The 26,675-nt window shown below is 26.2% G+C and carries 24 protein-coding genes; 8 read left to right on the plus strand and 16 right to left on the minus strand.

Going from position 1 to position 26,675, the window contains the following annotated elements:
* On the plus strand, positions 1-1,020 hold the full coding sequence (locus AVENP_RS15305) for a DUF475 domain-containing protein (protein ID WP_128360331.1): 1,020 nt from the start codon (positions 1-3) through the stop codon (positions 1,018-1,020).
* Here the strand turns inward: AVENP_RS15305 and AVENP_RS15310 are convergent.
* The 4 genes from AVENP_RS15310 to AVENP_RS15325 all read right to left on the minus strand — a co-directional run bounded on the left by AVENP_RS15310 (position 1,017) and on the right by AVENP_RS15325 (position 3,592).
* A complete protein-coding gene (locus tag AVENP_RS15310) occupies positions 1,017-1,988 on the minus strand; it encodes a zinc transporter ZntB (protein WP_128360332.1) in 972 nt (323 codons plus the stop codon). The genes AVENP_RS15305 and AVENP_RS15310 overlap by 4 nt on opposite strands.
* A 10-nt stretch (positions 1,989-1,998) precedes the next feature.
* Complete coding sequence (locus AVENP_RS15315; protein WP_128360333.1) at positions 1,999-2,739, minus strand: YaaA family protein; 741 nt, start codon at positions 2,737-2,739, stop codon at positions 1,999-2,001.
* Positions 2,736-3,161, minus strand: a complete 426-nt coding sequence (locus AVENP_RS15320; protein WP_128360334.1) for a YchJ family protein — start codon at positions 3,159-3,161, stop codon at positions 2,736-2,738. Before AVENP_RS15320 ends, AVENP_RS15315 begins: the two co-directional genes overlap by 4 nt.
* A gap of 77 nt (positions 3,162-3,238) precedes the next feature.
* Positions 3,239-3,592: a ComEA family DNA-binding protein gene (locus AVENP_RS15325; protein ID WP_128360335.1), complete on the minus strand. Its 354-nt coding sequence runs from the start codon at positions 3,590-3,592 to the stop codon at positions 3,239-3,241.
* 226 nt (positions 3,593-3,818) lie between these two features.
* Between AVENP_RS15325 and AVENP_RS15330 the strand changes: the two genes are divergently transcribed.
* The 4 genes from AVENP_RS15330 to AVENP_RS15345 are packed head-to-tail and all read left to right on the plus strand — an operon-like array spanning position 3,819 to position 5,479.
* Entirely contained in the window at positions 3,819-4,412 is a 594-nt protein-coding gene (locus AVENP_RS15330; protein WP_128360336.1) for a DUF2589 domain-containing protein, read from the plus strand.
* 48 nt (positions 4,413-4,460) lie between these two features.
* A complete protein-coding gene (locus tag AVENP_RS15335; protein ID WP_128360337.1) occupies positions 4,461-4,715 on the plus strand; it encodes a hypothetical protein in 255 nt (84 codons plus the stop codon).
* Positions 4,716-4,727: 12 nt separating this feature from the next.
* On the plus strand, positions 4,728-5,279 hold the full coding sequence (locus AVENP_RS15340; protein WP_128360338.1) for a DUF2589 domain-containing protein: 552 nt from the start codon (positions 4,728-4,730) through the stop codon (positions 5,277-5,279).
* A gap of 59 nt (positions 5,280-5,338) precedes the next feature.
* The gene (locus AVENP_RS15345; RefSeq protein WP_153802261.1) at positions 5,339-5,479 is read left to right on the plus strand and encodes a hypothetical protein; all 141 of its coding nucleotides are present in this window, start codon (positions 5,339-5,341) and stop codon (positions 5,477-5,479) included.
* 70 nt (positions 5,480-5,549) lie between these two features.
* On the opposite strand, the gene AVENP_RS15350 is transcribed toward AVENP_RS15345, so the two are convergent.
* On the minus strand, positions 5,550-6,047 hold the full coding sequence (locus tag AVENP_RS15350; protein ID WP_128360339.1) for a lysozyme: 498 nt from the start codon (positions 6,045-6,047) through the stop codon (positions 5,550-5,552).
* A gap of 127 nt (positions 6,048-6,174) precedes the next feature.
* Here AVENP_RS15350 and AVENP_RS15355 point away from each other — a divergent pair, with 127 nt between their 5' ends.
* The 3 genes from AVENP_RS15355 to AVENP_RS15365 all read left to right on the plus strand — a co-directional run bounded on the left by AVENP_RS15355 (position 6,175) and on the right by AVENP_RS15365 (position 8,133).
* Entirely contained in the window at positions 6,175-6,855 is a 681-nt protein-coding gene (locus tag AVENP_RS15355; RefSeq protein ID WP_128360340.1) for a response regulator, read from the plus strand.
* Positions 6,848-7,504 carry a sensor histidine kinase gene (locus tag AVENP_RS15360; RefSeq protein WP_172664337.1) on the plus strand — a complete coding sequence of 219 codons (657 nt, stop codon included), beginning with the start codon at positions 6,848-6,850 and terminating at the stop codon, positions 7,502-7,504. Before AVENP_RS15355 ends, AVENP_RS15360 begins: the two co-directional genes overlap by 8 nt.
* 212 nt (positions 7,505-7,716) lie before the next feature.
* A complete protein-coding gene (locus tag AVENP_RS15365; RefSeq protein ID WP_128360342.1) occupies positions 7,717-8,133 on the plus strand; it encodes a hypothetical protein in 417 nt (138 codons plus the stop codon).
* A gap of 406 nt (positions 8,134-8,539) precedes the next feature.
* Here the strand turns inward: AVENP_RS15365 and AVENP_RS15370 are convergent, their stop codons facing one another.
* From AVENP_RS15370 to AVENP_RS15420, 11 genes are read right to left on the minus strand one after another with little or no spacing between them, the layout of a single operon-like run.
* Entirely contained in the window at positions 8,540-8,923 is a 384-nt protein-coding gene (locus AVENP_RS15370) for a hypothetical protein (protein WP_128360343.1), read from the minus strand.
* A 17-nt stretch (positions 8,924-8,940) separates the two neighbouring features.
* Positions 8,941-9,444 carry a hypothetical protein gene (locus tag AVENP_RS15375; RefSeq protein ID WP_128360344.1) on the minus strand — a complete coding sequence of 168 codons (504 nt, stop codon included), beginning with the start codon at positions 9,442-9,444 and terminating at the stop codon, positions 8,941-8,943.
* A 20-nt stretch (positions 9,445-9,464) separates the two neighbouring features.
* Complete coding sequence (locus AVENP_RS15380; protein ID WP_172664338.1) at positions 9,465-9,683, minus strand: hypothetical protein; 219 nt, start codon at positions 9,681-9,683, stop codon at positions 9,465-9,467.
* An 11-nt stretch (positions 9,684-9,694) separates the two neighbouring features.
* Positions 9,695-10,186, minus strand: a complete 492-nt coding sequence (locus AVENP_RS15385; protein WP_128360346.1) for a hypothetical protein — start codon at positions 10,184-10,186, stop codon at positions 9,695-9,697.
* A complete protein-coding gene (locus tag AVENP_RS15390; protein WP_128360347.1) occupies positions 10,186-10,419 on the minus strand; it encodes a hypothetical protein in 234 nt (77 codons plus the stop codon). Before AVENP_RS15390 ends, AVENP_RS15385 begins: the two co-directional genes overlap by 1 nt.
* A 35-nt stretch (positions 10,420-10,454) precedes the next feature.
* Entirely contained in the window at positions 10,455-11,207 is a 753-nt protein-coding gene (locus AVENP_RS15395) for a hypothetical protein (protein WP_128360348.1), read from the minus strand.
* On the minus strand, positions 11,194-22,911 hold the full coding sequence (locus tag AVENP_RS15400; RefSeq protein ID WP_172664339.1) for a two-partner secretion domain-containing protein: 11,718 nt from the start codon (positions 22,909-22,911) through the stop codon (positions 11,194-11,196). Before AVENP_RS15400 ends, AVENP_RS15395 begins: the two co-directional genes overlap by 14 nt.
* A gap of 9 nt (positions 22,912-22,920) precedes the next feature.
* On the minus strand, positions 22,921-24,555 hold the full coding sequence (locus tag AVENP_RS15405) for a ShlB/FhaC/HecB family hemolysin secretion/activation protein (RefSeq protein ID WP_128360350.1): 1,635 nt from the start codon (positions 24,553-24,555) through the stop codon (positions 22,921-22,923).
* Positions 24,552-24,944, minus strand: coding sequence for an ExbD/TolR family protein (locus tag AVENP_RS15410; RefSeq protein WP_128360351.1), 393 nt, complete (start codon positions 24,942-24,944; stop codon positions 24,552-24,554). Before AVENP_RS15410 ends, AVENP_RS15405 begins: the two co-directional genes overlap by 4 nt.
* A gap of 9 nt (positions 24,945-24,953) precedes the next feature.
* Positions 24,954-25,484, minus strand: coding sequence for a MotA/TolQ/ExbB proton channel family protein (locus AVENP_RS15415; RefSeq protein WP_128360352.1), 531 nt, complete (start codon positions 25,482-25,484; stop codon positions 24,954-24,956).
* 8 nt (positions 25,485-25,492) lie between these two features.
* Entirely contained in the window at positions 25,493-26,584 is a 1,092-nt protein-coding gene (locus AVENP_RS15420; RefSeq protein WP_172664340.1) for a TonB family protein, read from the minus strand.
* Positions 26,585-26,675 lie beyond the last annotated feature (91 nt).

The following is a 26,675-nucleotide window of genomic DNA, read 5'->3' on the forward strand; positions in this document are numbered from 1 at the left end:
ATGAAATATTTTAGAATATCTTTTTTACTTGTCATTTGTTCATTAATTCTTGTTTCATATCTTGGCTTTATAAAAGATGGGATTACTGGTGCTTTAAATCTACTTTGGTTAACTACAATATTGATACTGATGGAAATTTCTTTATCTTTTGATAATGCAATTGTAAATGCTTCAATTTTAAAAAATTGGAATGACTTTTGGAAAAAAGCATTTTTAACAGTTGGCATTCTTGTAGCTGTTTTTGGGATGCGTTTACTTTTTCCTTTATTAATTGTTTCTGTTACTACAAATTTATCATTAATTGATGTTTTTAATTTGGCAATGAATAACCCTGACCAATATGAAAAAGAGTTAACTTCGCATGAACATGAAGTTTCTGCTTTTGGAAGTATGTTTTTACTTTTAGTATTTTTAAACTTTTTATTAGATACTGAAAGAAAAATATTTTGGATTGGAAAATTTGAGCAAAAAATAGCAACTTTTGGTAAAACTAAAATCTTATCTTATCTTGTTGCTTTTTTAATTTTATGTATTTTCTTATTTCTAATGGAAGATTCTAAGAAATATGATTTTTTTATATCTGGATTATGGGGAATTGGGATTTATCTATTTATTCATCTTTTATGTTTTTTATTAGAAAAAGGTGGGGACAATTTTCAAAATCTAATTAAACATGGAAGTGTTGTAGGATTTTTATATTTAGAAGTACTTGATGCTTCTTTTTCTTTTGATGGAGTAATTGGAGCTTTCGCAATAAGTAAAAATATTTTAGTTATTATGATTGGATTAGGAACAGGAGCCATGTTTGTAAGGTCGTTAACTATTTATTTAGTTGAAAAAGAGACTTTGAATAATTATGTATTTTTAGAACATGGTGCTCATTATGCGATTGGGATATTGGCTTTTATTATGCTTTTAAGTGCTAAATTTCATATACCAGAAGCTTTAACTGGATTAATAGGAATCTCTTTTATTTTATTGTCTTTATACTCTTCAATAAAATATAATAGGATTTCTTAAATCCAATTTTTTCTTTTAAAAATATAAAACTGAATTGTTACGAGAACAACTAAAATAAGAGAAAAAACATAAAAAGCATTATCATCTTTTGCCCCTGGAATTCCACCTATATTTATACCTAAAAGTCCAGTCAAGAAAGTAAGTGGCAGAAAAATTACTGAAATAAGAGATAAAACATACATCTTTTTATTCATTTGTTCACTAAGTGTATTTGCTAGCTCTTCTTGAATTAAAATTACTTTATCTCTTATGGTATCAAGTTCCTCAATATGTCTCATAAGTTGGTCATTTATCTCTCTTAATTCTATTCTTTGATATTCATCAATCCAAGAGACTTTATCATTATAAAGTTTATTCAAAGCCTCTTTTTGAGGGAAAAGGTATCTTCTAAAAATAATAGTTTCTCTTCGTATTGATAATATCTCATTTCTAAATTGCATATCACTTGAATCAATCAAACTCTCTTCTAAAGAGTCTGTTCTATCTTCTATTTGATTTATAATATCTTCCAATCGAGAAGTTATTCTATATGTTAAATCAATCAAAAATTCAGAAGAACTTTTAGGCCCACTGTTATTTTTAAATGAATCAATTATTTCACTAATTGATAATATATTTCTCTTTTTTGTAGTAATTATCAGATTTTCAGATACATATAATCTAATAGAAACCATGTTTTCAGGTTTTGAATTTGGATTTAAGTTAGCACCTCTTAAAGCAATAAGTAAAGAATCACCTAAAACAGTTGTTCTAGGTCTTGTCTCTTCTGTCAAAAGTGCATCAGCAGCAATTGAATCTATTTTGCTTTTATTAGTAATCCACTCAATTGCTTCATTACTTGAATAATCAAAATGCACCCATAAAATTTTATTTGTTCTATCAACAGTATCTAACTGTTCATAACTTAACTCTAATGCTCCACCATTTTTATCAAGTAAAAAGGCTTGAACTGGTTTTTTGTCTGACATGAATAAACCTTTAAATTATTGAATAAACTATTTCTGTTTTAAGTTTTTGTTTTTTAATCTCTTCTATTTTTAGATTTTCTATTTGCATATTCATCAGTTCATCTATAGTTTTTATATTACTTCGTGCAATTAATTTTAAAATAATTCCACGATAAGCTTTTGCCCAATGACTCACAACTTTTCCATCTTTTATAAATTTCATTGTTGTATATGGTTTTTCTATTTTGTAAAACTTCTCATAAAATCCAGCTCGTAAATCTATAATATCTTCATCTTTTAAATATTCATCTAAAGCTTTTGAAAAACTATCATTATAAAACTTCTCAATTTTTAAACCATTAAAAGTTTCACCTTGTTTTAGTTTATAATCTGGAAGTCCTGCATCCCCCGCTTTCAAAGCTCCAAAGAGATTAGAAAATATTATTACATTTTCATCAATATAATCTTGTTCGTTTTTAGCTAATTTTGAATACTCTAAATAATCAAAAGCAACTCCATCATATCTTTGAATAACTTTCATTGTAGAAGTTTTAAATATATCCTTTGAATATTGCTCTAAAACATCCTCTTTTTTTGTTCCAAAAAGTTTTATCAACTCTTCTTTTGGGGCATTTAAAATAAATTCATTATATTGTTTTACAATTTCCATTCTTTTTTCATATAGTTCTGGAAATATAAAACTGTTTTTATCAAATGAAGTTTCTTCTCCACCTGCTATTTTTGTCTCACTTGGTGAAAATAGTATTTTCATTTTTGTCCTTCTTCTATAAATTGTCCATCAACATATTGCCACTTTCCATCAACTTTTAGGAATCTGCTTTTTTCTGTGAAACTAACATCTCTATTATCTTGAAATAAAGTCGCTTTAAAAGTTACAAAACTCTCAACATCTTCTATAAAATCTAGAATTTCTAATTTCTCAAATCTTGTATTTTTAGAAAAGTTTATAATATCTTCATTCCAAGATTTCAAATCATCTGTAAAATCTGGATTTTCTTTGTGTGTTGTTGAAATAATATATTTTGAATTTTGTGTAGCAAAGGCAGAGAATCTTGATTTCATTAATTCAAGGGCAGTTTTTGGAAAAGATATTCCATCGTGAAAAATTTTGCAACATTTTTTATATTTTTTTAATGAACCACATGGACAAATATCATTTACGCTAAATTTCAAGATAGACCTTTTATAATTTTAAGGGATTCTATCATAAATGAAGTAAAAATCTAAAATGGGGAAAATCCCCATTTAGATTATAATTTTGGTAGTACAGAGTTTGTAGTATTTTCTATTTTTTTATCAATTTTGTTTGTTAACTCTTTTTTCTTCTCTTCTTTTTGCGTTTCAACTTTTTTGCTTAATTTCTCTTGTGTAGTTGAATCTGCATTATTAATATTCCCAACAATACTATCACCAAAGCCTTTGATATTTTTCAAATCTTCAGGAGATTTTATAGTATTTGTTTTTCTATACTCAATTATTTGTTCAGCTTTTTTCTCACCAATTCCTTTTATCCCCATTAATTCTTCTTTTGTGGCAGTTTGCAAGTTTATCGCTGCAAAAACATATGAGACACCTAACACTAACAACAAAATTAATTTTTTCATTAATTCTCCTTTAAAATAATTTGTTTAATTATATATAAATTATTTTAAATATTATTTAAATAAAAATTAATTCCTATTATAATCTATTAAATTTTCATTATAATATAATCAATATATTCTCAAAAACAAAACAAATTAACTGCAAATTTATTGATGTAATACTTTCATTAACTTAATCACATCAATGTATATTTTATGATTAAGTAAAATTTATAAGGAGGAAGATATGGCTTTAGGAGACGAATTTAAAGGTTTACCAATGGCATCCTTAATTGGAGCCCCATTAACAGCTGCTTGTGAATCAAATCTAAATTTGGCACAAACAACTGCAGATTTTATTGATAAAGTAGGATTTGCAACGGATGACAAAGGAAATAAAAATGTCAGAACTGCATCATTTGCATATAACATTATAGGCAATGATGGAAAAGAACAAAAAGTTGACATAGATGTTCCTTTATTGGCGATAGTTCAAATTCCAAGTTTAAAAGTAGATCTTGTAGATATTACTTTTGATATGGAAATTAAAACTTCTGAAACATCAAAAGAATCTAGTGATAAACAAGGTTCCTTTTCAGGTACTGGAAAAGTTGGTTTTGGACCATTTAGCCTTAGTGTTACAGTATCTGGTTCAGTATCAGCGCATAAAGAGAATACTAGAAGTTCAGATAAATCTGCTAAATATCATGTAGAAGTTAAAGCTACAGATCATGGCATGCCAGAGGGATTAGCAAGAGTTCTTGATATTATGAATAGAGCAATTGTTCCATCTGGGGGAACATCAAGTCCACAGCCAGCAGTAGAGGATAAAGACAAATAAAATATATACACCTTAATCATTAAGGTGTGTATTATATAAGGGAATAAAATGGAAAAATCATTTGCAATGTCTGACATTAAATTCATAAAAAGAATCACCGTAGGAAATATCGATCCCAATAATCCCATGACAGATGCAACAAAAGATAAACAAGTAAAGCAGCTAAATGATTTTCTTAATGGCTATCCAAAGGGTAGAATTATAGGTAAAGATATTAGCTTTGGTATATTTCAAGTTGGTGAGCATCAACTGACAATGCAAGCAACAACTTATCATATAGGATTCGAGAGAGAAGTTAGATAAAAGGAAAATATAATGGCAGTTTTTTTAGATAATGTATTAAAAGCAATACATAATTCAGTTGTAGAAGCACAAAAGATCTCAGAACAACAGCATATGAGAGCACTTGGAAGATATTTCTATCTTAGTAAAGATAAGGATACAATGGAAAAAGAGGGTATTACTGTTGAAGACTTAGGACTACCTAAGAATGTGGAGATAAAACTCCCTTTTGTTGTAGATAATAAAGTAAATTACCATGATGTAGAGATTCCATTAATCGCACTAAATCCTCCTAGTTCTATCAAGATTAAGAAAATGAAAATTAGTTTTGAAGCTAAACTAACAGGTGTAGATGAAAGTGAGAAAAGAGAACAGGGCTTTTTCAAATTCTTTAAGACAAAGAATGGAGACAAAACTATTCAAAAAGATACTGACAATGCACCAAAAGGACCAATTTTATTAGATTTATCTGGAGACAAAAATAGTGGAGGAATGGCAAAGATAGAAATTGAGTTTGTCAATTCAGAGGTTCCTGAAACTTTTGCACGGATTAATGATCATATTGTAAAAAGTTTTCCATTTTAGAATAATGTGGCGTAAATTTCAATGAAATTTATTCTTTATAAATACAAAAAGGACAAAAAATGTATGAATATCAATACAAAAAAGGCGATCATGTTTCTGATTGGTGTGGCACTAAAGAGGAAGCAAAGAATAATTTTATAATGAAATATGGTCAAAATGAGTTTTTAGAAAGTACTCTTTTGACAAGACCAAAAAAATAAAAATTCTATCTTAAGATAGCTATAGAACCTTACTTTTCTTTATAAAGAGAAGTGAGGTTCTTTTATTAAATTATATATTCATATAATTTTTTTCCCAATCATCAGGAACATTTGTAACAATCGGTTCTAAAAAAGAGCAGAACAAATTTCTTTCTGATAATCTTCTTCTAACTAAACCTTTTAATCTAGTCCCACCTGCATTACTCCATTTTATAAACTCTTTTGAAGCATTAAATGAATCATTTGAATTAAGCAATTTTAGTAGGGTTGAACTTTGTAAATTACCAATACCTAAATTAAATGAAAAACTCACAAGTGCAGCAAATTGATTCTCATTTAAATCTATACTTACCAAACTATTTACAGCCTTTACAAATCTTGATAAATCATCTTTCAATAAAGCATCTGCCTCTTCTTCTGTTATTGTTTTCCCCTCTTTGACATCTATTCCAGTGTGTCCCCAACCTATTGTCCATATCCCAACACTATCTTGATAAGCGTTGAGTTCAAGTGATTCAAAATGTTTTATTAAATTTAAACCATCTGCATTAATCGTATTTTCTTGCATCTTTTCTCCTTATATAATTTCATAATATTATGTAATATTAAAATTTGTAAAAAATTTGTTTTTGATAAATTATTTATTATAAAATTATTTATAATAAAATTATGAAATCTCAGTATTAAGGGACTTTATGTTTAAAAAAAATAAAATATTAATTGTAGAAGATGACATATTTGTTGCAAGAATGATTAAATATGAATTAGAAACTCACAATCTAGATGTAATTAATATAACGTCTAGCCATGATGAAACATTGGATTTTTTACAGAACAATAAAGTTGAGTTAATTTTAATGGATATTAATATTAATGGACCAATTGATGGGATTCAAAGTTGTGATATTATTTATTTAAAATACAAAGTTCCCGTTATTTTTATAAGCTCATTCTATGATAAAGAAGTCATATTCTTAATTCAAGAAAGCTTTGCAAAAGGTTATTTAATAAAGCCATTTAGAAATGAAGAACTTTTAATGCTCATATTTTTCTTATTAAAACCAGCATCCAACGATATTTGTAATATTGACTTTAAAAAAACAACTTTAAAAAATGATTTTGTATTTTGTATAGATAAACAAATACTTCTTCATCAAAATAACGAAATGAAATTAACTTATAAAGAGAAAAAATTAATGCAAATTTTATGTAAAAATAAAAATGCCTATGTTTCATATGAAAATATATTTGATTATGTATGGGGAAAACAAAAAATTTGTATCAATAAAATTAGAGGAACAATTTTTAGATTAAAAAATAAGCTTCCATATTTATCTATAAATAATAATCAAGAGCATGGGTACAAAATTGAATAATCTTTTATTTGGAATTTTATTAGGAGGAAGTATAACTGCTCTTCTTTTTATTTTACAACTTAAAAATCAAAGAAAATTCTATCTGTTAAATATCCAAGAACTGAATCATAGAATTAAAAATCATCTTACAATAATTATCTATATAATTAAACTGTATCAAAAAAATGAAAATAAATTAGATGCATTAATAAGTTTGGAAAATAAGGTTTTTGCGATATCAGCAATTTATAATCATATGAATGCATCAGATGACTTCTTATATGTAAATGCAAAAGAATATTACGTAACTCTTACGGACAATATAATCAAATGTTTAAATACTGAAGAAAAAAAAATAAATTATATTTTTGAATGCTCTAATTTAACAATGAATTCAAAACAAGCAATTCATCTTGCAATTATTATTAATGAACTAATACTTAATTCATATAAACATGGACTAGTAGAAACTAATAAACATACTATTTTTATCAGTTTGACTAAGAAATATAATAAATTCTATTTTACATATAAAGATAATGGAACTGGCTTAATAAAAGTGTCAAAAACTGGATTTGGAACATATATGATTAACGCTTTTATAACTTCACTGAAAGCGAATATGACATGTACCAATATAAATGGCCTAGAATATGAAATTGTATTTTAAGTACTTTGTTTATAGAAACTTATACACAAGGTTGAATTTCCACTTATTTTAACCAAAGATTTACTTTGTATTTTTTGTCTAAATTTGTATAGTAATATCAAAAATAAATGTTATAAATATAGAATATATAGCAAATTAATTTATATGATGGAAAAATTCAAAATCTAAATTAAATAAACTCTTTTATATAATCTAAATAAAAAAGGCAAACGATGATAAATCAAATTCCAACAGAAATCATATCAAATGTAATTTCTATATTATTAGTTATAGTTTTATTTTACAAATTCTCAAAACATAAAAAACAACTAACTGTAATACAAAAGTTATCTGCATTAAATGATGAAAATTCTTTAACTAATTCTGATATTTCATATATAAAAGATAATGAAAAAGAGTATGAACAAAAAGCTTTAAAAGCTCAACAATTGATTAAATTACTAAATCCAATTTTTATTTTTTTTATTGGAATTATTTTCATCTATCTGCCACTTAGTGAAGCTTTGTTAAATCTTAATGCTTTTATTGTTGCTTATATTCTAATACAACTTGATAAAATCAATAAAAATAATACTTTTACACTTTTAAAAGAGTTGAGAAAATCTATTCATGAAGCGAAGGAAGTATAAATTTAAAGATACAGAATCTCTTTTTTCTTAAAGCAAGAATACGCCTAGTTTCATTTATAAAGAGGATGTTCGGAACGAAGGAAAGTAACATCATAATAAAAATCCTTTGGAGGTATTACTCCATAATCCCCACAACCAATAACACATACATATCCTGAGTGTGGAGAGGAGTTTTTTTAGTCTTCTGGATTTTTTCCATTAAACATTGTTTTTGCTCCTCTTTCAAACCAAACATAAAAACTCTCTCCTTCACTTTTACTTGAGTTATTTATCCCCGCTACATTTCCACCTAAAAAAATACTAATTGAACCTACTGAATCTCCTGGGTTTACTGATGAATGGAAGTAGTTTTCTAAAACATTAAGGTCTTTTTCTTTTACATTACTTCCTGTATATAAATCTTTTACTAAGCTTGTGAATCTTCACTATTTATAGGAGAACCGTAAAAGCCTACTTTTAATGTTGTATCTTTTTTATCTTTTAATATATTTTGTAACTCAGATTTTGCATTTAGCATTGCTACATATGTTAAAAGTGTACCTTGAGAATGTGCATCTACTATTAGATTACCATTTGTTGCTTGTGCTAAATTTACCAAATAATCTGCTGTTTGTCTTGCACTTCCTGTTAATAAATAACTTTGTCCTAATGTATTTACAAAAAATTTATCTTGTCCACTTTCCATTAAATCTCCTACAATTCCATGAGTTTGGTTATAATTTATAAATACTACACTTGCATTTCCTGTCTGTTCTTTTGAGTTTTCTAATGAATCTTTTGTATCATTCATTATTCCATAATGATTATTTATATACTCGATTTGTTAAGACTTTGAAGACACCAACGATTTTCTTCTTTTATTAAAATAATTTGTACATTAATATTTTTTTGTTTTTCTGTAGTAAACGTAGATAAAAAATTTAATTTTCTATTATCTATACTACTAAAATCATAAATTTTTGTAACATTCAAACATTGATTATTTTCATCAACAATATCATCAAATGGAAATTTTATTTGTGTTTCTGAATTATTCGGGCTAAATTGAAATAATACTTTTTTTATGTATTCTTCACTACCACTACAAGCAACTTTATTTAATATTGCATATATATTAGGTTTTGCTTCTAATATAATTTGTTGTAATTCATCATTATTTGGTAATTGTATTGTATTATCGTAATCTACTCTATCTTTTAAATCCTTATAGTTTAAATAATTTAATCCATCCATCGTTTTCAATGCAGTTTCTACATTAACACACCCAAAAAATAATATTCCAACACATAATATAATCATCAAATTTCTCATCTTTTTCTCCTATTTTAAATTTATTCATCCAAACCATCTTTTATATACAAACTATCAAGCATTCTTTTTGCTCTTTCTTGCAAGTCTTCATAAGTATATTCCTTAGACAAAGATTCTAATTCTTTTGGAAGGGTTGGAGCTTTTGTATAAATAAGTTCAATGCTTACTGTTTTTGCCATAGTTTTTTCAGAATTAGATTTTAGGCAAGAGATTCTTTTGTAATAAGTTTCCACCTGCATACCATATGTACCTAGAGGTCTAAGAAATTCTCTGACTTCACATGGATAATTCTCTTTACCATAATGTTCGAGATATAATGGTTTTGTTCTACTTCTTTATTTATAGTTATCTTACCAACATAGGAATTATAATATTTTCTTAAAAACTCCTCATCTCCATTTTCTAATGCTCTATCTTTTGCGGAATATGAGGAAATTGAGACATAGAAATCAATATCATATGCCAAATATCTATCATCTTTTGTTGCTAAATGTAACCCATGACCTGAATCACTTTGTCCACCATGCCAACCACCTTGAGGATTCCATCTATGACTCCAAAGTTGACCCCAATCACTATCTTTTGCTAAAGGTGTCATTGCTTCATAATCATCATGTTTTAGCATCCAATAGTTATTAAATCTATCTGCTGAAGTAAATACATTTAATGTTGCCGTTTCTCCTGGTTTCATAGCACAACCTGATACTAGTAGTACAATAATAAAAATCATATTTCTAATCATTATTTTTTCTCCTCTTTTGTAATATTTTCTGGGTGATATACATTTGAATAACTTGGATCTGTATTAATTGATTTATAATAATCTTGTAAAAGTATTTGTTTATCCTTAGAAGTAACATCATAATAAAAATCTTTTGGAGGTGTTGTTCCATCATTTCCACAACCAATAACACATACATATCCTGAGTGTGGTGATGAGTTTTTTAAATCTTCTGGATTTTTTCCATTAAACATTGTTTTTGCTCCTCTTTTTTCCTCGTATAATAAATTTATTGATATTTTGGAGCATCCTCTGGAAAATCTTCATCACTAGCTACAAAGCTATCCAAACTTCTTTGACTTCTTTTTAACATATCTTCAAATGAATATTCAACTAACAATTCTGGATCATCTGCATTTGCTTTATCTATATCTACCGAGATTATTATCTCATAATATTTTAACTTACCTGTTTTTGAATAACTATATAATTTATATTCTCTTAAATATTTATCTACATCCATATATTTTGTTTTAGTAGTTATTTCTATTGCTAGATATTTATTTACATTTGAATATTTTGCAGAAATTATTCCTTTTTTCTTCCAATATTCATTATTTAAATATCTATTTTCTAAATACTCTTTATTTCTCTTTTCCATAGCTTCTTTTTCAACTAATATTTGCTCTTTATATCCTGCCGTTATAGTCTTTCCAAATATTAAACTATCTTTAAATGTATAATTCTCTCCTGAATAGGTTCTAATTTCGAGATGATATTTTAACCATCTTACATTTTTTTTATCATTATGTTTATTTAATCCCATATTGAAAGAATATATATTATCTGAAGCAAGAAAATGCCATTTTTTTGCTTCATTTTCATCTTTTATAATTGGTGCTAAAATATTAAAATGTTTAAAATAAGCTGTTTTATTTGAACTTTTAATATCTACGCTATAAAATTCCATATCTGGCTTTACATTACTACACCCTAAAAATAAAATTGATATTAGAACTAAAATTAAATTATTTATTTTCATTATTTTTCCATTGATTAAAATTTGCAAATCCTTTATTTAGATTCCTTTCATCATAAAAATTATTTAGAGATTCTGTAGTTTTATCCTCTTTTACATAATCTCCAAATTGAGGAGTAAGCATACCATCCCCACAACCTATTACACATACATATCCTGAGTGTGGTGATGAGTTTTTTAAATCTTCTGGATTTTTTCCATTAAACATTGTTTTTGCTCCTCTTTCAAACCAAACATAAAAACTCTCTCCTTCACTCTTACTTGAGCTATTTATCCCTGCTCCATTTCCACCTAAAAAAATACTAATTGAACCAACTGGATCTCCTGGATTTACTGATGAACGGAAGTAATCTGATACTTTTATATCAGTATTTGTGTACACAGATGAATTTAAATATAGTTGTCTAACTAAACTTGATGAATCATCACTATTTACAGGCGAACCATAAAACCCTACTTTTAATGTTGTATCTTTTTTATCTTTTAATATATTTTGTAAATCAGATTTTGCATTTAACATTGCTGCATAAGTTAGTAATGAACCTTGTGAATGCGCATCTACTATTAGATTACCATTTGTTGCTTGTGCCAAATTTACCAAATAATCTGATGTTTGTCTTGCACTTCCTGTTAATAAATAACTTTGTCCTAATGTATTTACAAAAAATTTATCTTGTCCACTTTCCATTAAATCTCCTACAATTCCATGAGTTTGGTTATAATTTATAAATACTACACTTGCATTTCCTGTCTGTTCTTTTGAGTTTTCAAATGAATCTTTTGTATCATTCATTATCCCATTTGTAAACATATGAGTTATTTTACTAGTTTGTTCTTGAGTTAAGTATATTTTACTATCATTAAAATCACTTAATTTTTGTTCTTTTTTTATTGCTTCTTCATCTTTTAGAATAACAACTGTTTTATTTGGATCTGTTACATATTTTCCATCTCCGGTTGGGTATATATCTTCTGGATTTATTCCCATATTTAATAAATCTTGTTTATTTGCTGTTTTAATTATTCCTCTATTATCACCAAAAAGTTGAGTAGCTATTTGGGTTACATATCCACCAGCATTTCCAACTGTTGGTATTATTCCCATCCCATAATCTGTTGTTGCATCTAAAGCCTTACCTATTGTTTTATCAAATATATTTCCATTTCCATCTTTATCTAGTTTTGTTGCTGATGGTAAATTTTGCATTATTTCATTTCTTACATTTAATCCTAAATCTTTAGAGTCTTGTCCCCATTTAGCTATTGTTTGAGTTGGGTCTAAAGCTTTACTTATTGAGGTATTACTTAAGTATATATCCAAGTTACTATTTTTATCTTTTGTAATCACTTGTGATTGGTTTACATCTCTATTTACATTTGAAATATCTGTTCTATCTTTTACTTCTATATTTCCATTTCCTATTGTTGCATAGTTTATTTGCTCTTTTTGAGAATTTGATAATCCCAATTCCATTTTAGCTTGAGTCTCATTTTCTGATTTATCAACACCTACACTTAAATTATAAGAACTACTTTTATCTTTATCATTGATATTTTCAACTGAAAGGCTTTTTGTACTAAGATTTAGATTATTCTTATCTACAAAGTTTCCATTTTCATCATAGTTCCCACTTGCTATTACTGCTCCTTTTATTAAAGTATCTCCTTGAACATTTACATTTACACTATTTGTTCCTATAATTGTTGTTTGATTATCTACCCAATCTCTTTGGCTATTATTTTTACCAACTCCTACTCCAATACTTCCATTTCCACTTGTTCCTAAAGATAAACTTGAGCTACTTCCATTTGAATTTGAACTATTTTGCAAAGAAGCTATTGTTAGATTATTTCCTACAGTTGCATTTATATCTTTTGCTTGAATATTTGCTCCTTCAAATTTAGCATTATTATCTATATTTAGGTTTAGATTTTTTGCTTGAATATTTGAGTTCACATAATTAGTTGATTGTGATGTCTGTTTTGCTTGGCTTACCGATAAATCAACTTTTCCCGCGTTTGTTCCATACAATCCTACACTTAAATCCATATTTTTATCTGTTGTTTTACTATTTGATTTCTCTGCAGATGCTTCTACATTTAGGTTTTTTGCATAAATATCTAAATTATTTTGTGAATAAACATTACTTCCTTTAATATTTACATCTTCTCCTGCAACAAATGTTGCGTTATTTCCTGCATAAATATTTGAACTTTGCACAGTTTGATTCGTTGATGATGATGTATTTTTATTTACAATAGCTACTGCATTTAATCCAGCACTAACTGGATTTGATAATGTACTACTTACTGTATCTATTAATTTTAATGTTCCGAATCCTGCATTTGCTGCATTATCTGATTTGGCAATACTTTGGGCTGAATTTGCTATATTTTTAGCTCCATCTGTTATATTTTGTTTTACACCTAAACTAATTCCTGCTTTTAGATATGTGTGTATTTTATCTTTATAATCTGTTGCTTCTTGCGATAATACATTTATATTTTTCCCTGTAGCCAATATTAAATCATTATTTGCCATTATATTTGATGCCATAATATTTGTATTGTCTTTTGATATTAAAGTTACATTATCTCCTACAATATTACTTGCTAATTGAGTAGTATTCCCTTTATTTATTTCATCTTTATTTACTATTCCTCCTGCAAATATTGAAGCTTCTTTTGAGTTTAATGTTACTTCTACTCCTATTTTTTTTGTAGATTCTGAATGCTCATTTGATGCACTTTGTGTAGCTGATAATAAATTTATATCATTTGCTTTTAATGTTATATCTTCTCCTACTACATTTGAACCTATTATTGTTAACTCATTTTGTGCTTGTAACATAACTTCCTTACCAGATAAATTAGATGCTATTTGTGTTGTTGTTAGATTTTTATCACTATTGGTTTTTTCTTGTGCATACACTAACATATTTCCACTAAATGAAGGACTAAAGCTTGTTTTTTTATGTATCTCTTCTTGTTTGAAAATTTCTTCATCTGACATAATATTTAAATTATTTTTTGCATCAGCTAATAATAAATTCCCACTATTTATTTCACTAGCAAGAATATTTATATCTTTTCCAGAGCTTATTACTACATTTGCAGCTTGAGTTTCTAGTAAAGCACTGTTTAGTTTTAAAGCATCACTTGAACTTATATCTAAGCTTTTTTTCAATCCTCCAAAAGAAGATTTACTTGTTTGATGTAATTCTCCTTCTCTATACTCTTTTGCTAGGATATTTACATCTCCTTCTTTTGCATTTACGATTATATTATCTTGTGCTTTTAATTTTGAAGCTTCTAAATTTACATTATTATTTGCGTTTATTACAATATCATTTGCATTTAGTTCACTTGATACTACTTCTTCTTTATAACTCATATCTCTTTGTGTCTTTTTACTCATAAATCCTTTTGAACTTGTTTGAACATCGGTATAGTGTACATTATTTACTGCTGTTATATTTACATCATTTGAAGCATTTAGATTGATTTGATTTACGGCATTTAATTTAGAAACTTCTAAGTTTATATCATTTCCTGATTTCATTATTACATTTTCACCTGCACTTGCTGTTGCTGCTAGATATTCCATATCAAGGGCTTTATCAAAGCCTCCACCAAAGTATAGATTATGTTCATTTTTTAGTTCTATTGTTTTTAGATTTACATCTTCATTTATTGCGTTTAGAGATAGAATTTTTGAAGCACTTAGGCTTGAACCTATATTATCTATATTTTTATTTGCTTGAATAACTAGATTACCATTTGTAGCTTCTATTTGACTTTGATTTCCTAAAAGAGTATATGTGAAATTATTTGTACCTTGATTTATAGTATTTTGTTTTAAGAATGTTTCATTTATTATATTCCCATTTAAAGATGCTATTTGTACATCAGAACCTTTTATTATTCCGCCATTTTTATTTACAAAGTCATTAATTGAAATTAGTGAGGCTTTTCCATTAGATAAGATTACTCCAGAGTTATTTATAATACTATTTGCATCTAGGTTTATATAATCTTTGGCTTTTATAACTCCACTATTATTTACATTTGAATTTACTTTTAAATCTATTGAGTTTCCTGCAACTATACTTGCACCTTTTAAGTGTTCATAATCTTTGGCTAAATATACAACTGGAACTAATACACTTTGTCCATCTACTATTTTCTCTTCCATCCATACTATATCTTCACTTAGGTTTGATAGTTGGATGGGGGTTAAAGCTTTACCTATTTCTAATTCTAATACTCCACTCATATTTACTGCATTTCCCATCAGTGCTACAAACTGTGCATTTTCACTTGTGTAATTTTCACTTAAAAATCTTTGTCCTGTTTGCTGAATTATCGCTTGACTTACTAATTTTGTCTCATAAGCTGCGTCACCTAATCTTTTTGTAGTTCTATCACCTTGATAATTCATCTTCTCTAGAAAATAAGAACTCCCTGTATAATTTGATAAATCTGTATATAAGGGATTTGATTCTACTAGATAATCTAAGTTTTTATTTGGATCTACTGGTGTAAATATTCCAAATTTATTTGTTGGTAATTTATAATCATCTTTTATTGTCTCTACAGCTATATTTATATTTAAATTATCTTTATTTAATAATTGACTATCATTATTCTCCACTATTTTATCTATACTACTTTCAATTTTTTCTTTTTCAAAAAATTCTATCTCTTTATTTTGTTCTTCTGCTAATTCTTCTTTTTGAGTATCTTTTACATCAGTTTCATTTGAATTTACTATTTGTTGAGTGTTTATTTCTTCTATTGTTTTAGTTGTTGTATTGTCTAACTCTTCTTTTTGAGTATTTGCTACGATTATTCCTGTTGAAGAGCTTGTTTCATTTTGTGTATTTTTTGTTATTATAGATAAATCTGAACTTACTATATCTGTATTTGTTGTTGGTTTATATGTACTAAATTCTATTATTGCATTTTCGTTTCCATTAATCAAACTATTAGATGTCCCAAAAATATTTCTACCTGCTTCAATTGAGGAACTAATAGTATCTACTATCTCTACATCATATGTTACTTGTGTACCTTTATAGGTAGAATATTCTTTACAACTACCGTACCACTTACATTTCTTTTCCCTAGTATAAATAGCTTTATTTGTTGTAGTTAACTTTACTATATCAATATTATCATTTGATATAACATCGCTTTCAAAGTATAAATCATTCTTACCTGAGATTAATGAATAATTATTTATTATAGTATTCGTATTAAAATAAATATCCCGTCCAGATAATATTTGTGCGATTATTGGTTTATCATAACTCATTATATCCGTATAAATTGTATAACTATTATAAGTATATCCTGGTTTATCTCTAGATATATATTCAGTACTTATTCTTTCTCCTCCACGAATGGACATACTTCCATTATTCTCTTGAATATATTCACCCTTTATATTTAACTCAATTGCTAGATTTTCTAATTTATTTGCAAAAATATTAATATCCCCATATTGTGTTTGTATAACTGATTTATCATTTGTTATATTTTGTGTTCTTAAAGTTTTATCTTTGTCTGCTTGAATATTTATATGATTTGTTGCATAGATAGTTGCTTCTTTATTATTTAAATCTACCAAATTATCATCTGTTTTATTTAATAAATTATTTTTTATAAACAAATTTACACTATCATTTGAATAAATTGTATTATAGTTTGTCAAATTATTTGCAGTTATACTCATAATAGAAGAGTAATTATCTGCATTACCTGAAGCTATTCCTCCATAATTTACAATATCATTAGCTTTTAAATTCATTTCATATAATGAAGAAATTAATCCATAATTCGTAAGAATATTTGTATTCAGATTTGTAAAAGCTCCTTTTATCCCAAATAAAGTTTCATTTGAATCATTATTTATTATGTAGTTATTTGCATTTAAAGTTATAGTATTTCCTGAAGATAGTAATGCGTTATTTATTATATAATCATTTGCATTTATTGTTATATTATCATTAGAAATAAATTGGGCATTGTTTGTCAGTGATTTTGAATTTAAAGTTACGCTATTTAAAGCTTCAAAAGTATTTGAACTATCAAGTGTTATATCATCATCAATAGTTATATTCATACTATTACCACTTTTAAATACATTATTTGAAAGAATTGTATTACTATCTTCATTTTCAATATTATTTGTTTGTAAAAAGAAATTTCTAAGAGATAAATATTTAGAATCTTTTGTATTAAAATTTGTTGTTAAAATATTTATATCATTATTCACATCTAGTGTAGAGTTATTTACTATTAATTTTTCAAGTTTATTTTTTTTTTGATTTTTAATATTTAAATCTTTTGAAGCTAATGTAGTATTATTTAAATCCAATTTATTAGTTATTAGATTTATATTTCCTTGTTTATATCCATTTGCATAAGTTTCGTTTATATCTACTACACTTTGAACAATACTATTATTTAATGTTATATCTAAAGAATTAATATCAATATTATTATTTGCTTGAATACTTAAATAGTTTGAAATAAACTTTTTAGAATTTATTAAAATATTATTTGTTGAATATAATAAACCTTTATTCGTAATCTCACTAGAAAAATCTAAATTATTAGTTTTTAATCCTAAATCCCCATCTGTTGCTACGATATTTGAACTCTTCGCATTTACATCATTCGCTATTATCTCTATCTCTTTTGCTTGGATATTTGATTCTTCCCCTTGGAAATTAAATATATTTAATACTAATCTCTTCCCTGCTTGTATTATCCCTTTTACATTATTAAACATCCCATTCTCTTCTGAATTGATATTTAAATTCTCATTTGTTACTATTACTCCATTACTATTATCTATATCTTTTGATTCGATATTTATATCTTCTTTCGCTCCTATATATCCATTTATATTTTTTAAACTATTTGTATTTATATTTATACTTGTATTTGAAATTAATTTTGAGTTATAATCTTCTTCTTTTGTATTCTCTTTTGATAGTTCTAAACTTTTCGAGCTTATATCTATTTTATTCCCTTGCATATTCACATCTTGGGCTAATATTTCATTCTCTACTTTTAAATCTATATCTTTCCCTACATTTACTATTGACTTATTTAATTCTAATTTCTTCGCATTTAAACTAAGATTCCCCTCTTGACTTAATATCTTTGTATTATTTAACTTTGTCTCTTTTGAATCTATCTTTAAATCTTTTAAGGCTGCTATTTGTAATGAATTATCTAAATCTAAATTATTAGTTTTTAATCCTAAATCCCCATCTGTTGCTACGATATTTGAACTCTTCGCATTTACATCATTCGCTATTATCTCTATCTCTTTTGCTTGGATATTTGATTCTTCCCCTTGGAAATTAAATATATTTAATACTAATCTCTTCCCTGCTTGTATTATCCCTTTTACATTATTAAACATCCCATTCTCTTCTGAATTGATATTTAAATTCTCATTTGTTACTATTACTCCATTACTATTATCTATATCTTTTGATTCGATATTTATATCTTCTTTCGCTCCTATATATCCATTTATATTTTTTAAACTATTTGTATTTATATTTATACTTGTATTTGAAATTAATTTTGAGTTATAATCTTCTTCTTTTGTATTCTCTTTTGATAGTTCTAAACTTTTCGAGCTTATATCTATTTTATTCCCTTGCATATTCACATCTTGGGCTAATATTTCATTCTCTACTTTTAAATCTATATCTTTCCCTACATTTACTATTGACTTATTTAATTCTAATTTCTTCGCATTTAAACTAAGATTCCCCTCTTGACTTAATATCTTTGTATTATTTAACTTTGTCTCTTTTGAATCTATCTTTAAATCTTTTAAGGCTGCTATTTGTAATGAATTATCTAAATCTAAATTATTAGTTTTTAATCCTAAATCCCCATCTGTTGCTACGATATTTGAACTCTTCGCATTTACATCATTCGCTATTATCTCTATCTCTTTTGCTTGGATATTTGATTCTTCCCCTTGGAAATTAAATATATTTAATACTAATCTCTTCCCTGCTTGTATTATCCCTTTTACATTATTAAACATCCCATTCTCTTCTGAATTGATATTTAAATTCTCATTTGTTACTATTACTCCATTACTATTATCTATATCTTTTGATTCGATATTTATATCTTCTTTCGCTCCTATATATCCATTTATATTTTTTAAACTATTTGTATTTATATTTATACTTGTATTTGAAATTAATTTTGAGTTATAATCTTCTTCTTTTGTATTCTCTTTTGATAGTTCTAAACTTTTCGAGCTTATATCTATTTTATTCCCTTGCATATTCACATCTTGGGCTAATATTTCATTCTCTACTTTTAAATCTATATCTTTCCCTACATTTACTATTGACTTATTTAATTCTAATTTCTTCGCATTTAAACTAAGATTCCCCTCTTGACTTAATATCTTTGTATTATTTAACTTTGTCTCTTTTGAATCTATCTTTAAATCTTTTAAGGCTGCTATTTGTAATGAATTATCTAAATCTAAATTATTAGTTTTTAATCCTAAATCCCCATCTGTTGCTACGATATTTGAACTCTTCGCATTTACATCATTCGCTATTATCTCTATCTCTTTTGCTTGGATATTTGATTCTTCCCCTTGGAAATTAAATATATTTAATACTAATCTCTTCCCTGCTTGTATTATCCCTTTTACATTATTAAACATCCCATTCTCTTCTGAATTGATATTTAAATTCTCATTTGTTACTATTACTCCATTACTATTATCTATATCTTTTGATTCGATATTTATATCTTCTTTCGCTCCTATATATCCATTTATATTTTTTAAACTATTTGTATTTATATTTATACTTGTATTTGAAATTAATTTTGAGTTATAATCTTCTTCTTTTGTATTCTCTTTTGATAGTTCTAAACTTTTCGAGCTTATATCTATTTTATTCCCTTGCATATTCACATCTTGGGCTAATATTTCATTCTCTACTTTTAAATCTATATCTTTCCCTACATTTACTATTGACTTATTTAATTCTAATTTCTTCGCATTTAAACTAAGATTCCCCTCTTGACTTAATATCTTTGTATTATTTAACTTTGTCTCTTTTGAATCTATCTTTAAATCTTTTAAGGCTGCTATTTGTAATGAATTATCTAAATCTAAATTATTAGTTTTTAATCCTAAATCCCCATCTGTTGCTACGATATTTGAACTCTTCGCATTTACATCATTCGCTATTATCTCTATCTCTTTTGCTTGGATATTTGATTCTTCCCCTTGGAAATTAAATATATTTAATACTAATCTCTTCCCTGCTTGTATTATCCCTTTTACATTATTAAACATCCCATTCTCTTCTGAATTGATATTTAAATTCTCATTTGTTACTATTACTCCATTACTATTATCTATATCTTTTGATTCGATATTTATATCTTCTTTCGCTCCTATATATCCATTTATATTTTTTAAACTATTTGTATTTATATTTATACTTGTATTTGAAATTAATTTTGAGTTATAATCTTCTTCTTTTGTATTCTCTTTTGATAGTTCTAAACTTTTCGAGCTTATATCTATTTTATTCCCTTGCATATTCACATCTTGGGCTAATATTTCATTCTCTACTTTTAAATCTATATCTTTCCCTACATTTACTATTGACTTATTTAATTCTAATTTCTTCGCATTTAAACTAAGATTCCCCTCTTGACTTAATATCTTTGTATTATTTAACTTTGTCTCTTTTGAATCTATCTTTAAATCTTTTAAGGCTGCTATTTGTAATGAATTATCTAAATCTAAATTATTAGTTTTTAATCCTAAATCCCCATCTGTTGCTACGATATTTGAACTCTTCGCATTTACATCATTCGCTATTATCTCTATCTCTTTTGCTTGGATATTTGATTCTTCCCCTTGGAAATTAAATATATTTAATACTAATCTCTTCCCTGCTTGTATTATCCCTTTTACATTATTAAACATCCCATTCTCTTCTGAATTGATATTTAAATTCTCATTTGTTACTATTACTCCATTACTATTATCTATATCTTTTGATTCGATATTTATATCTTCTTTCGCTCCTATATATCCATTTATATTTTTTAAACTATTTGTATTTATATTTATACTTGTATTTGAAATTAATTTTGAGTTATAATCTTCTTCTTTTGTATTCTCTTTTGATAGTTCTAAACTTTTCGAGCTTATATCTATTTTATTCCCTTGCATATTCACATCTTGGGCTAATATTTCATTCTCTACTTTTAAATCTATATCTTTCCCTACATTTACTATTGACTTATTTAATTCTAATTTCTTCGCATTTAAACTAAGATTCCCCTCTTGACTTAATATCTTTGTATTATTTGATACTATTTTATCTTCACTTTTTATGGTAATATCATCTTTTGATTGAATCGTTACATTATCTTCATTTTCTAGATTTTTACTTTTTATAATTATTGCTTTTTTTGAATTTATATTTGAATTTTGAGAATTTTTTATATTTGTAGAATCTATTGTTATATTATCTTTTGAATAAAGAGTTTTCTTATTTTCTAGATTTTCAGAATTTATAGTAAGATTTCCCTTTATTGAATCTTCTAATTCTTCAGTTACTCCTGAAGCTATTATGTTATTATTTATAACTTTTTGAGCTGTTAATTCTATATTATTTTTTGAAGCTATCATATCCGCATTAACTATTTCATTTTTTGCATTTAAATTTACATTATTTGCATATACTTGCTCACTATTTATACTATTTGAATTTGATTTTATATTTATATCATTTGTGGCTATTACTTTTTTTACTACTATTTTTCCATCGGCACTTAATTTTAAATTATCTTGAGCTGCTATTTCTACAGGTAGATTTACTCCAACCCCAGCTTGCGTTCCGATTAAGTTTATTTTATTTGCATAAATTCCACCTAAGCTTGATGAATCTAAAGAAAAACTTGGCTTTTCAGTATCTACTTCATCTATTCTTTCTATAGTTCCATCTTCTGAGATTTTATTCTTTCCTGTTACTATATCTATATCTTTTGCATGAATTTGGGCATTTAATTTCACTGTTTTTGCATATAGTTCAGCTTTATCTACATTTGTTGTATTTAAGCCATCTCCATCTATTTGTATTTCTGAATCTCTTACTTCAAAATTTCGGATTTGATTATCTTGAATATTTATTTTTCCTGTTGTTATTGTTGCTTTTGAAGTATTTATAAATCCTGCTCCATTTATATATATTCCATTGGGGTTTGCTACAACTACACCTGCTTTATCACCTGCAACTTCTGTAAATCCTTTTAGTTCACTTTTGTTTTTGCTTGTTACCTCATTTAATATTGTTTTTGCAGTACTTCCTCCAACTAAATTCTTATTTCCATAGATATATCCACTTAATTGAGTATTTACATCTCTTTGGTTTGAATTATTTAAGATAACTCCCTCTTTATTTACATTATAATCACTAAATTTATTATGAGAAAGCCCTTTTTCATTTGGTACAACTATATTTACTATAGGAACTCCATTTCTTGCAGTTTCTAATGTTGCCTGATTTGATTTTACTGCTGTATTATCAACTACTATGCTTCCAGCAATCACTGTTTGCTGAAAAATCAATAAACTACTTATTTTTATAGCTATTATTTTTTTTATTATATTTCTCATAAATTACCCTTAATAGTTATACATTAAATTAAATCCAAAAAAATTAGAACTCTCATCTTTTGTATTTTCAGCATCTTTTAGAGGAAGATTATAAAATAATTCTAAATTCATACTTCCCAAATAAAATCTAGTACCAATAGCTGAACCTATTATATTCCCACCTATATTATTTTCATTTTCTGTTACATATCCATAATCTAATCCTAAATATGGAATTACGATATAATCATCTAAATTATATTGTGCAGATAATTCATTTCGTGTGTAAAATCCTATGTTTCCAGATAATCCAGTATCGTTAAAACCTCTTACACTATATACTCCACCCATTGATATTTCTTCTGTTCCAAAAAGATTATTATCAGAGATTTGTCCTCTTAAATAAAAATTATATTTTAGATTATTTGAAGTATCAAAATATTTGTTAAAACCCAAATCTAACACATATTTTGTAAAATCTATTTCTTGTTTTGCATATTCATCTGACTCTCCACTTAAACCTTGACTCATTAGAAATTTACTGTAATAGTCAAAACTATCCCCTTTATAACTGTGTTTAATACCCCATTCGAAAGAAGAGCTTGAATAACTTTGTAAATCCAATCTAACATCATTTAAAACATTTTCTGTCTCTTTTTTTTGGAAATTTAATAATAGTTCTATAGTATGACTTGAAGAGTGGTAAAGCTTATATGATATATCTAAGCCAAAAGAATCATTATTTCCATCAGATTGAAATAAATTATTAAATTCATCACTATTTATTTGCTTATAGTTTGAATAGTTATAAAAAATATCAAATAAAAATCTTTCAAATGGAAAAGAGTAATTTATTGAACTTCCAAAAGTTTTATCATTATTTTTAAAAATATTATTTGTAGAATTAATGTTTAAATCTAAAATATCATTTATGCCAAAAAGATTTTCGTAATTAAAGTTATTATATATCTGGTATTGTCCTGTTTTCTTAGTTCCATAATTGTTAATTCCTATATTTCCAAAATATGATTTTAGATTACCATTATTAACTATTTTCACTATTGTGTATCCAACTTTTGTTCCAGGAATTAACTGTAAATCTAAATTCTGAGAACGCAATCTTTCTGCTTGTTGAACAACTACTTCTAAATCTCTAAGATTTAATATTTTATTTTCATAACTTGTATATAAATTTGAAATATTGATATTTTCATTGATAATTTTCTCTATTTTCCCCTCTACAACATCTATATCAACAACACCATCACTTAAATCTTGTAATTTAAAGAATGCTCTACTTGTTACATAACCTTTATCTATATATTTATTTGATATTTTGTCTTTTAAATTCGATAAATTTTTCAGCCCATTACATTTATTTAAATAGGGTTCGACTAAATCTTCAAAATCATCTTCATTAAAAACAGTCATATTTAGAATATTAATTTTTTCAATTTTTACGCAATTCTCTTCATTTTTTATATCTTCACTAACTTCAATAAGTTTCATATCATAAACTTTATTTTCTTCTATTTTCTCATTTTTCTTTTGCTCTTCAAAAACTTTCTTTTCTTCAAAATCCTTGATATTTTTGTTTATAATATTTGTTGATATATCTGCATATGAAAAGCTAAAAATTGCAACTAACGCTAGTAAATATTTCATTTCTTTTCTTTGTGATTAACTAGAGCTATATTGTAAAAGTTATTCTTTTTTAATAAATCAAAAACTTTTATTATTCTTTGATATTTAACTTCTTCATCTATTCTTACATTTACTGAAGTATTTTTATTTTCTATTTCATATAAGTTTTTGTCTAAACCTTCAAAATCAATCTTTTTATCTTCCATATAAATTTCATCTAAATTGAGTGATATATTTATGTTTTTAGGATTAATAACTTCTACTGAATATTGAGATTTTGGGAGATTTAATAAAAAAGCCAAATCTTCTCTTTTTAAAACAGAAGAAACCAAGAAAAAAATCAATAATAAAAATACAACATCTATAAGTGGAGTCAAATCTGGAGCTAAAAATTCTCTATGCTTTCTCATAATAAATTCTTATTTTTTCAAAATTTTAAAATCAATCTCTTTTAATAAAACAGATTCAAAGTGATTGATACTTCTAACTAAATAGTTATAACCAACATAATGAGGAATAGCTATAATTAATCCCATAACTGTAGTAATTAATGCAAGAGAGATTCCAGCTGCAAAAGCAGTTGGTTCACCTAAGCCAGTTTTTGAAATTACATCAAAAGCTTGTAAAATACCTATTACTGTTCCAAGTAGTCCTAATAATGGAGAAATAGAAGCAACAATTCTAATTGTACTCATTCCACTTTCTAATTCTGACATTTTTTCATCAATAATACTTTTTGAAACTTTCATACATAACGTTGGGTCTGCTATCTCTTTAACTTTTTCTAAAACTGCTTGTAAATATTTTTCCCTTGTTGATTTAAAATAAAAAATATGAATAGATTTCCAAATCATTATTGATATTCCTAGTGTGAATAAGATTAATAATATATATCCTATCATTCCTGCTTTATCTACATAATCCATTAAATTAAGATAATTTTCATTCATGTTTGTCCTTAGTTTAAATTAAATTTTATTGGAACTTGAATATCTAAATATTCATTTTCAAGTTCTTCTGGTATTCTTTTGTATATACCTACTGCTTTAACAGCTTTCAAAGCAGCTTCATCTAGTTTTTCGTATCCTGAAGATTTTAAAATCTTCAAATTACTAATCTCTCCTTTATTATTAACTCTAAAAAATAAAACAACTATCCCTTCTTCCTTTTTAGCCTTTGAAATAAGTGGATAGCTTTTATTTCTTTCTATTTCTATTCTCAAATCATTAATATATCCATCTCTTAATCCTGAAAGAAAAGCTCTTTTTTGGGCTTCTGCTTCTGATTTTTTTCTTTGCTCTGCTTCTGCTTCTGATTTTTTTCTTTGCTCTGCTTCTGCTTCTGATTTTTTTCTTTGCTCTGCTTCTGCTTCTGATTTTTTTCTTTGCTCTGCTTCTGCTTCTGATTTTTTTCTTTGCTCTGCTTCTGCTTCTGATTTTTTTCTTTGCTCTGCTTCTGCTTCTGATTTTTTTCTTTGCTCTGCTTCTGCTTCTGATTTTTTTCTTTGCTCTGCTTCTGCTTCTGATTTTTTTCTTTGCTCTGCTTCTGCTTCTGATTTTTTTCTTTGCTCTGCTTCTGCTTCTGATTTTTTTCTTTGCTCTGCTTCTGCTTCTGATTTTTTTCTTTGCTCTGCTTCTGCTTCTGATTTTTTTCTTTGCTCTGCTTCTGCTTCTGATTTTTTTCTTTGCTCTGCTTCTGCTTCTGATTTTTTTCTTTGCTCTGCTTCTGCTTCTGATTTTTTTCTTTGCTCTGCTTCTGCTTCTGATTTTTTTCTTTGCTCTGCTTCTGCTTCTGATTTTTTTCTTTGCTCTGCTTCTGCTTCTGATTTTTTTCTTTGCTCTGCTTCTGCTTCTGATTTTTTTCTCGCTTCTAACTGAAGCTCGTAAGTATCATTTTCTTGAGTTTCTTTAAATTGTATTTTGTAAAAGTTTTCTTTTTTTTCTACTGGTTTATTTTTATTAAAAGGATATAACAAAATAAATTGTTCGATTAAAATAATAAATGACAATAACAAGATATATATAATTTTGATTTTAATTCTTTTAAGCATTTAAGAATAATACATAAAATTATATAAATATATTATTAATTATTTAGTTATTTTTACATAATATAGTGAGTTATCTTCTAAAAAGTTGAAA

The sequence above is a fragment of the Arcobacter venerupis genome, from assembly GCF_013201665.1.
GTDB classification, from domain to species: Bacteria; Campylobacterota; Campylobacteria; order Campylobacterales; family Arcobacteraceae; genus Aliarcobacter; species Aliarcobacter venerupis.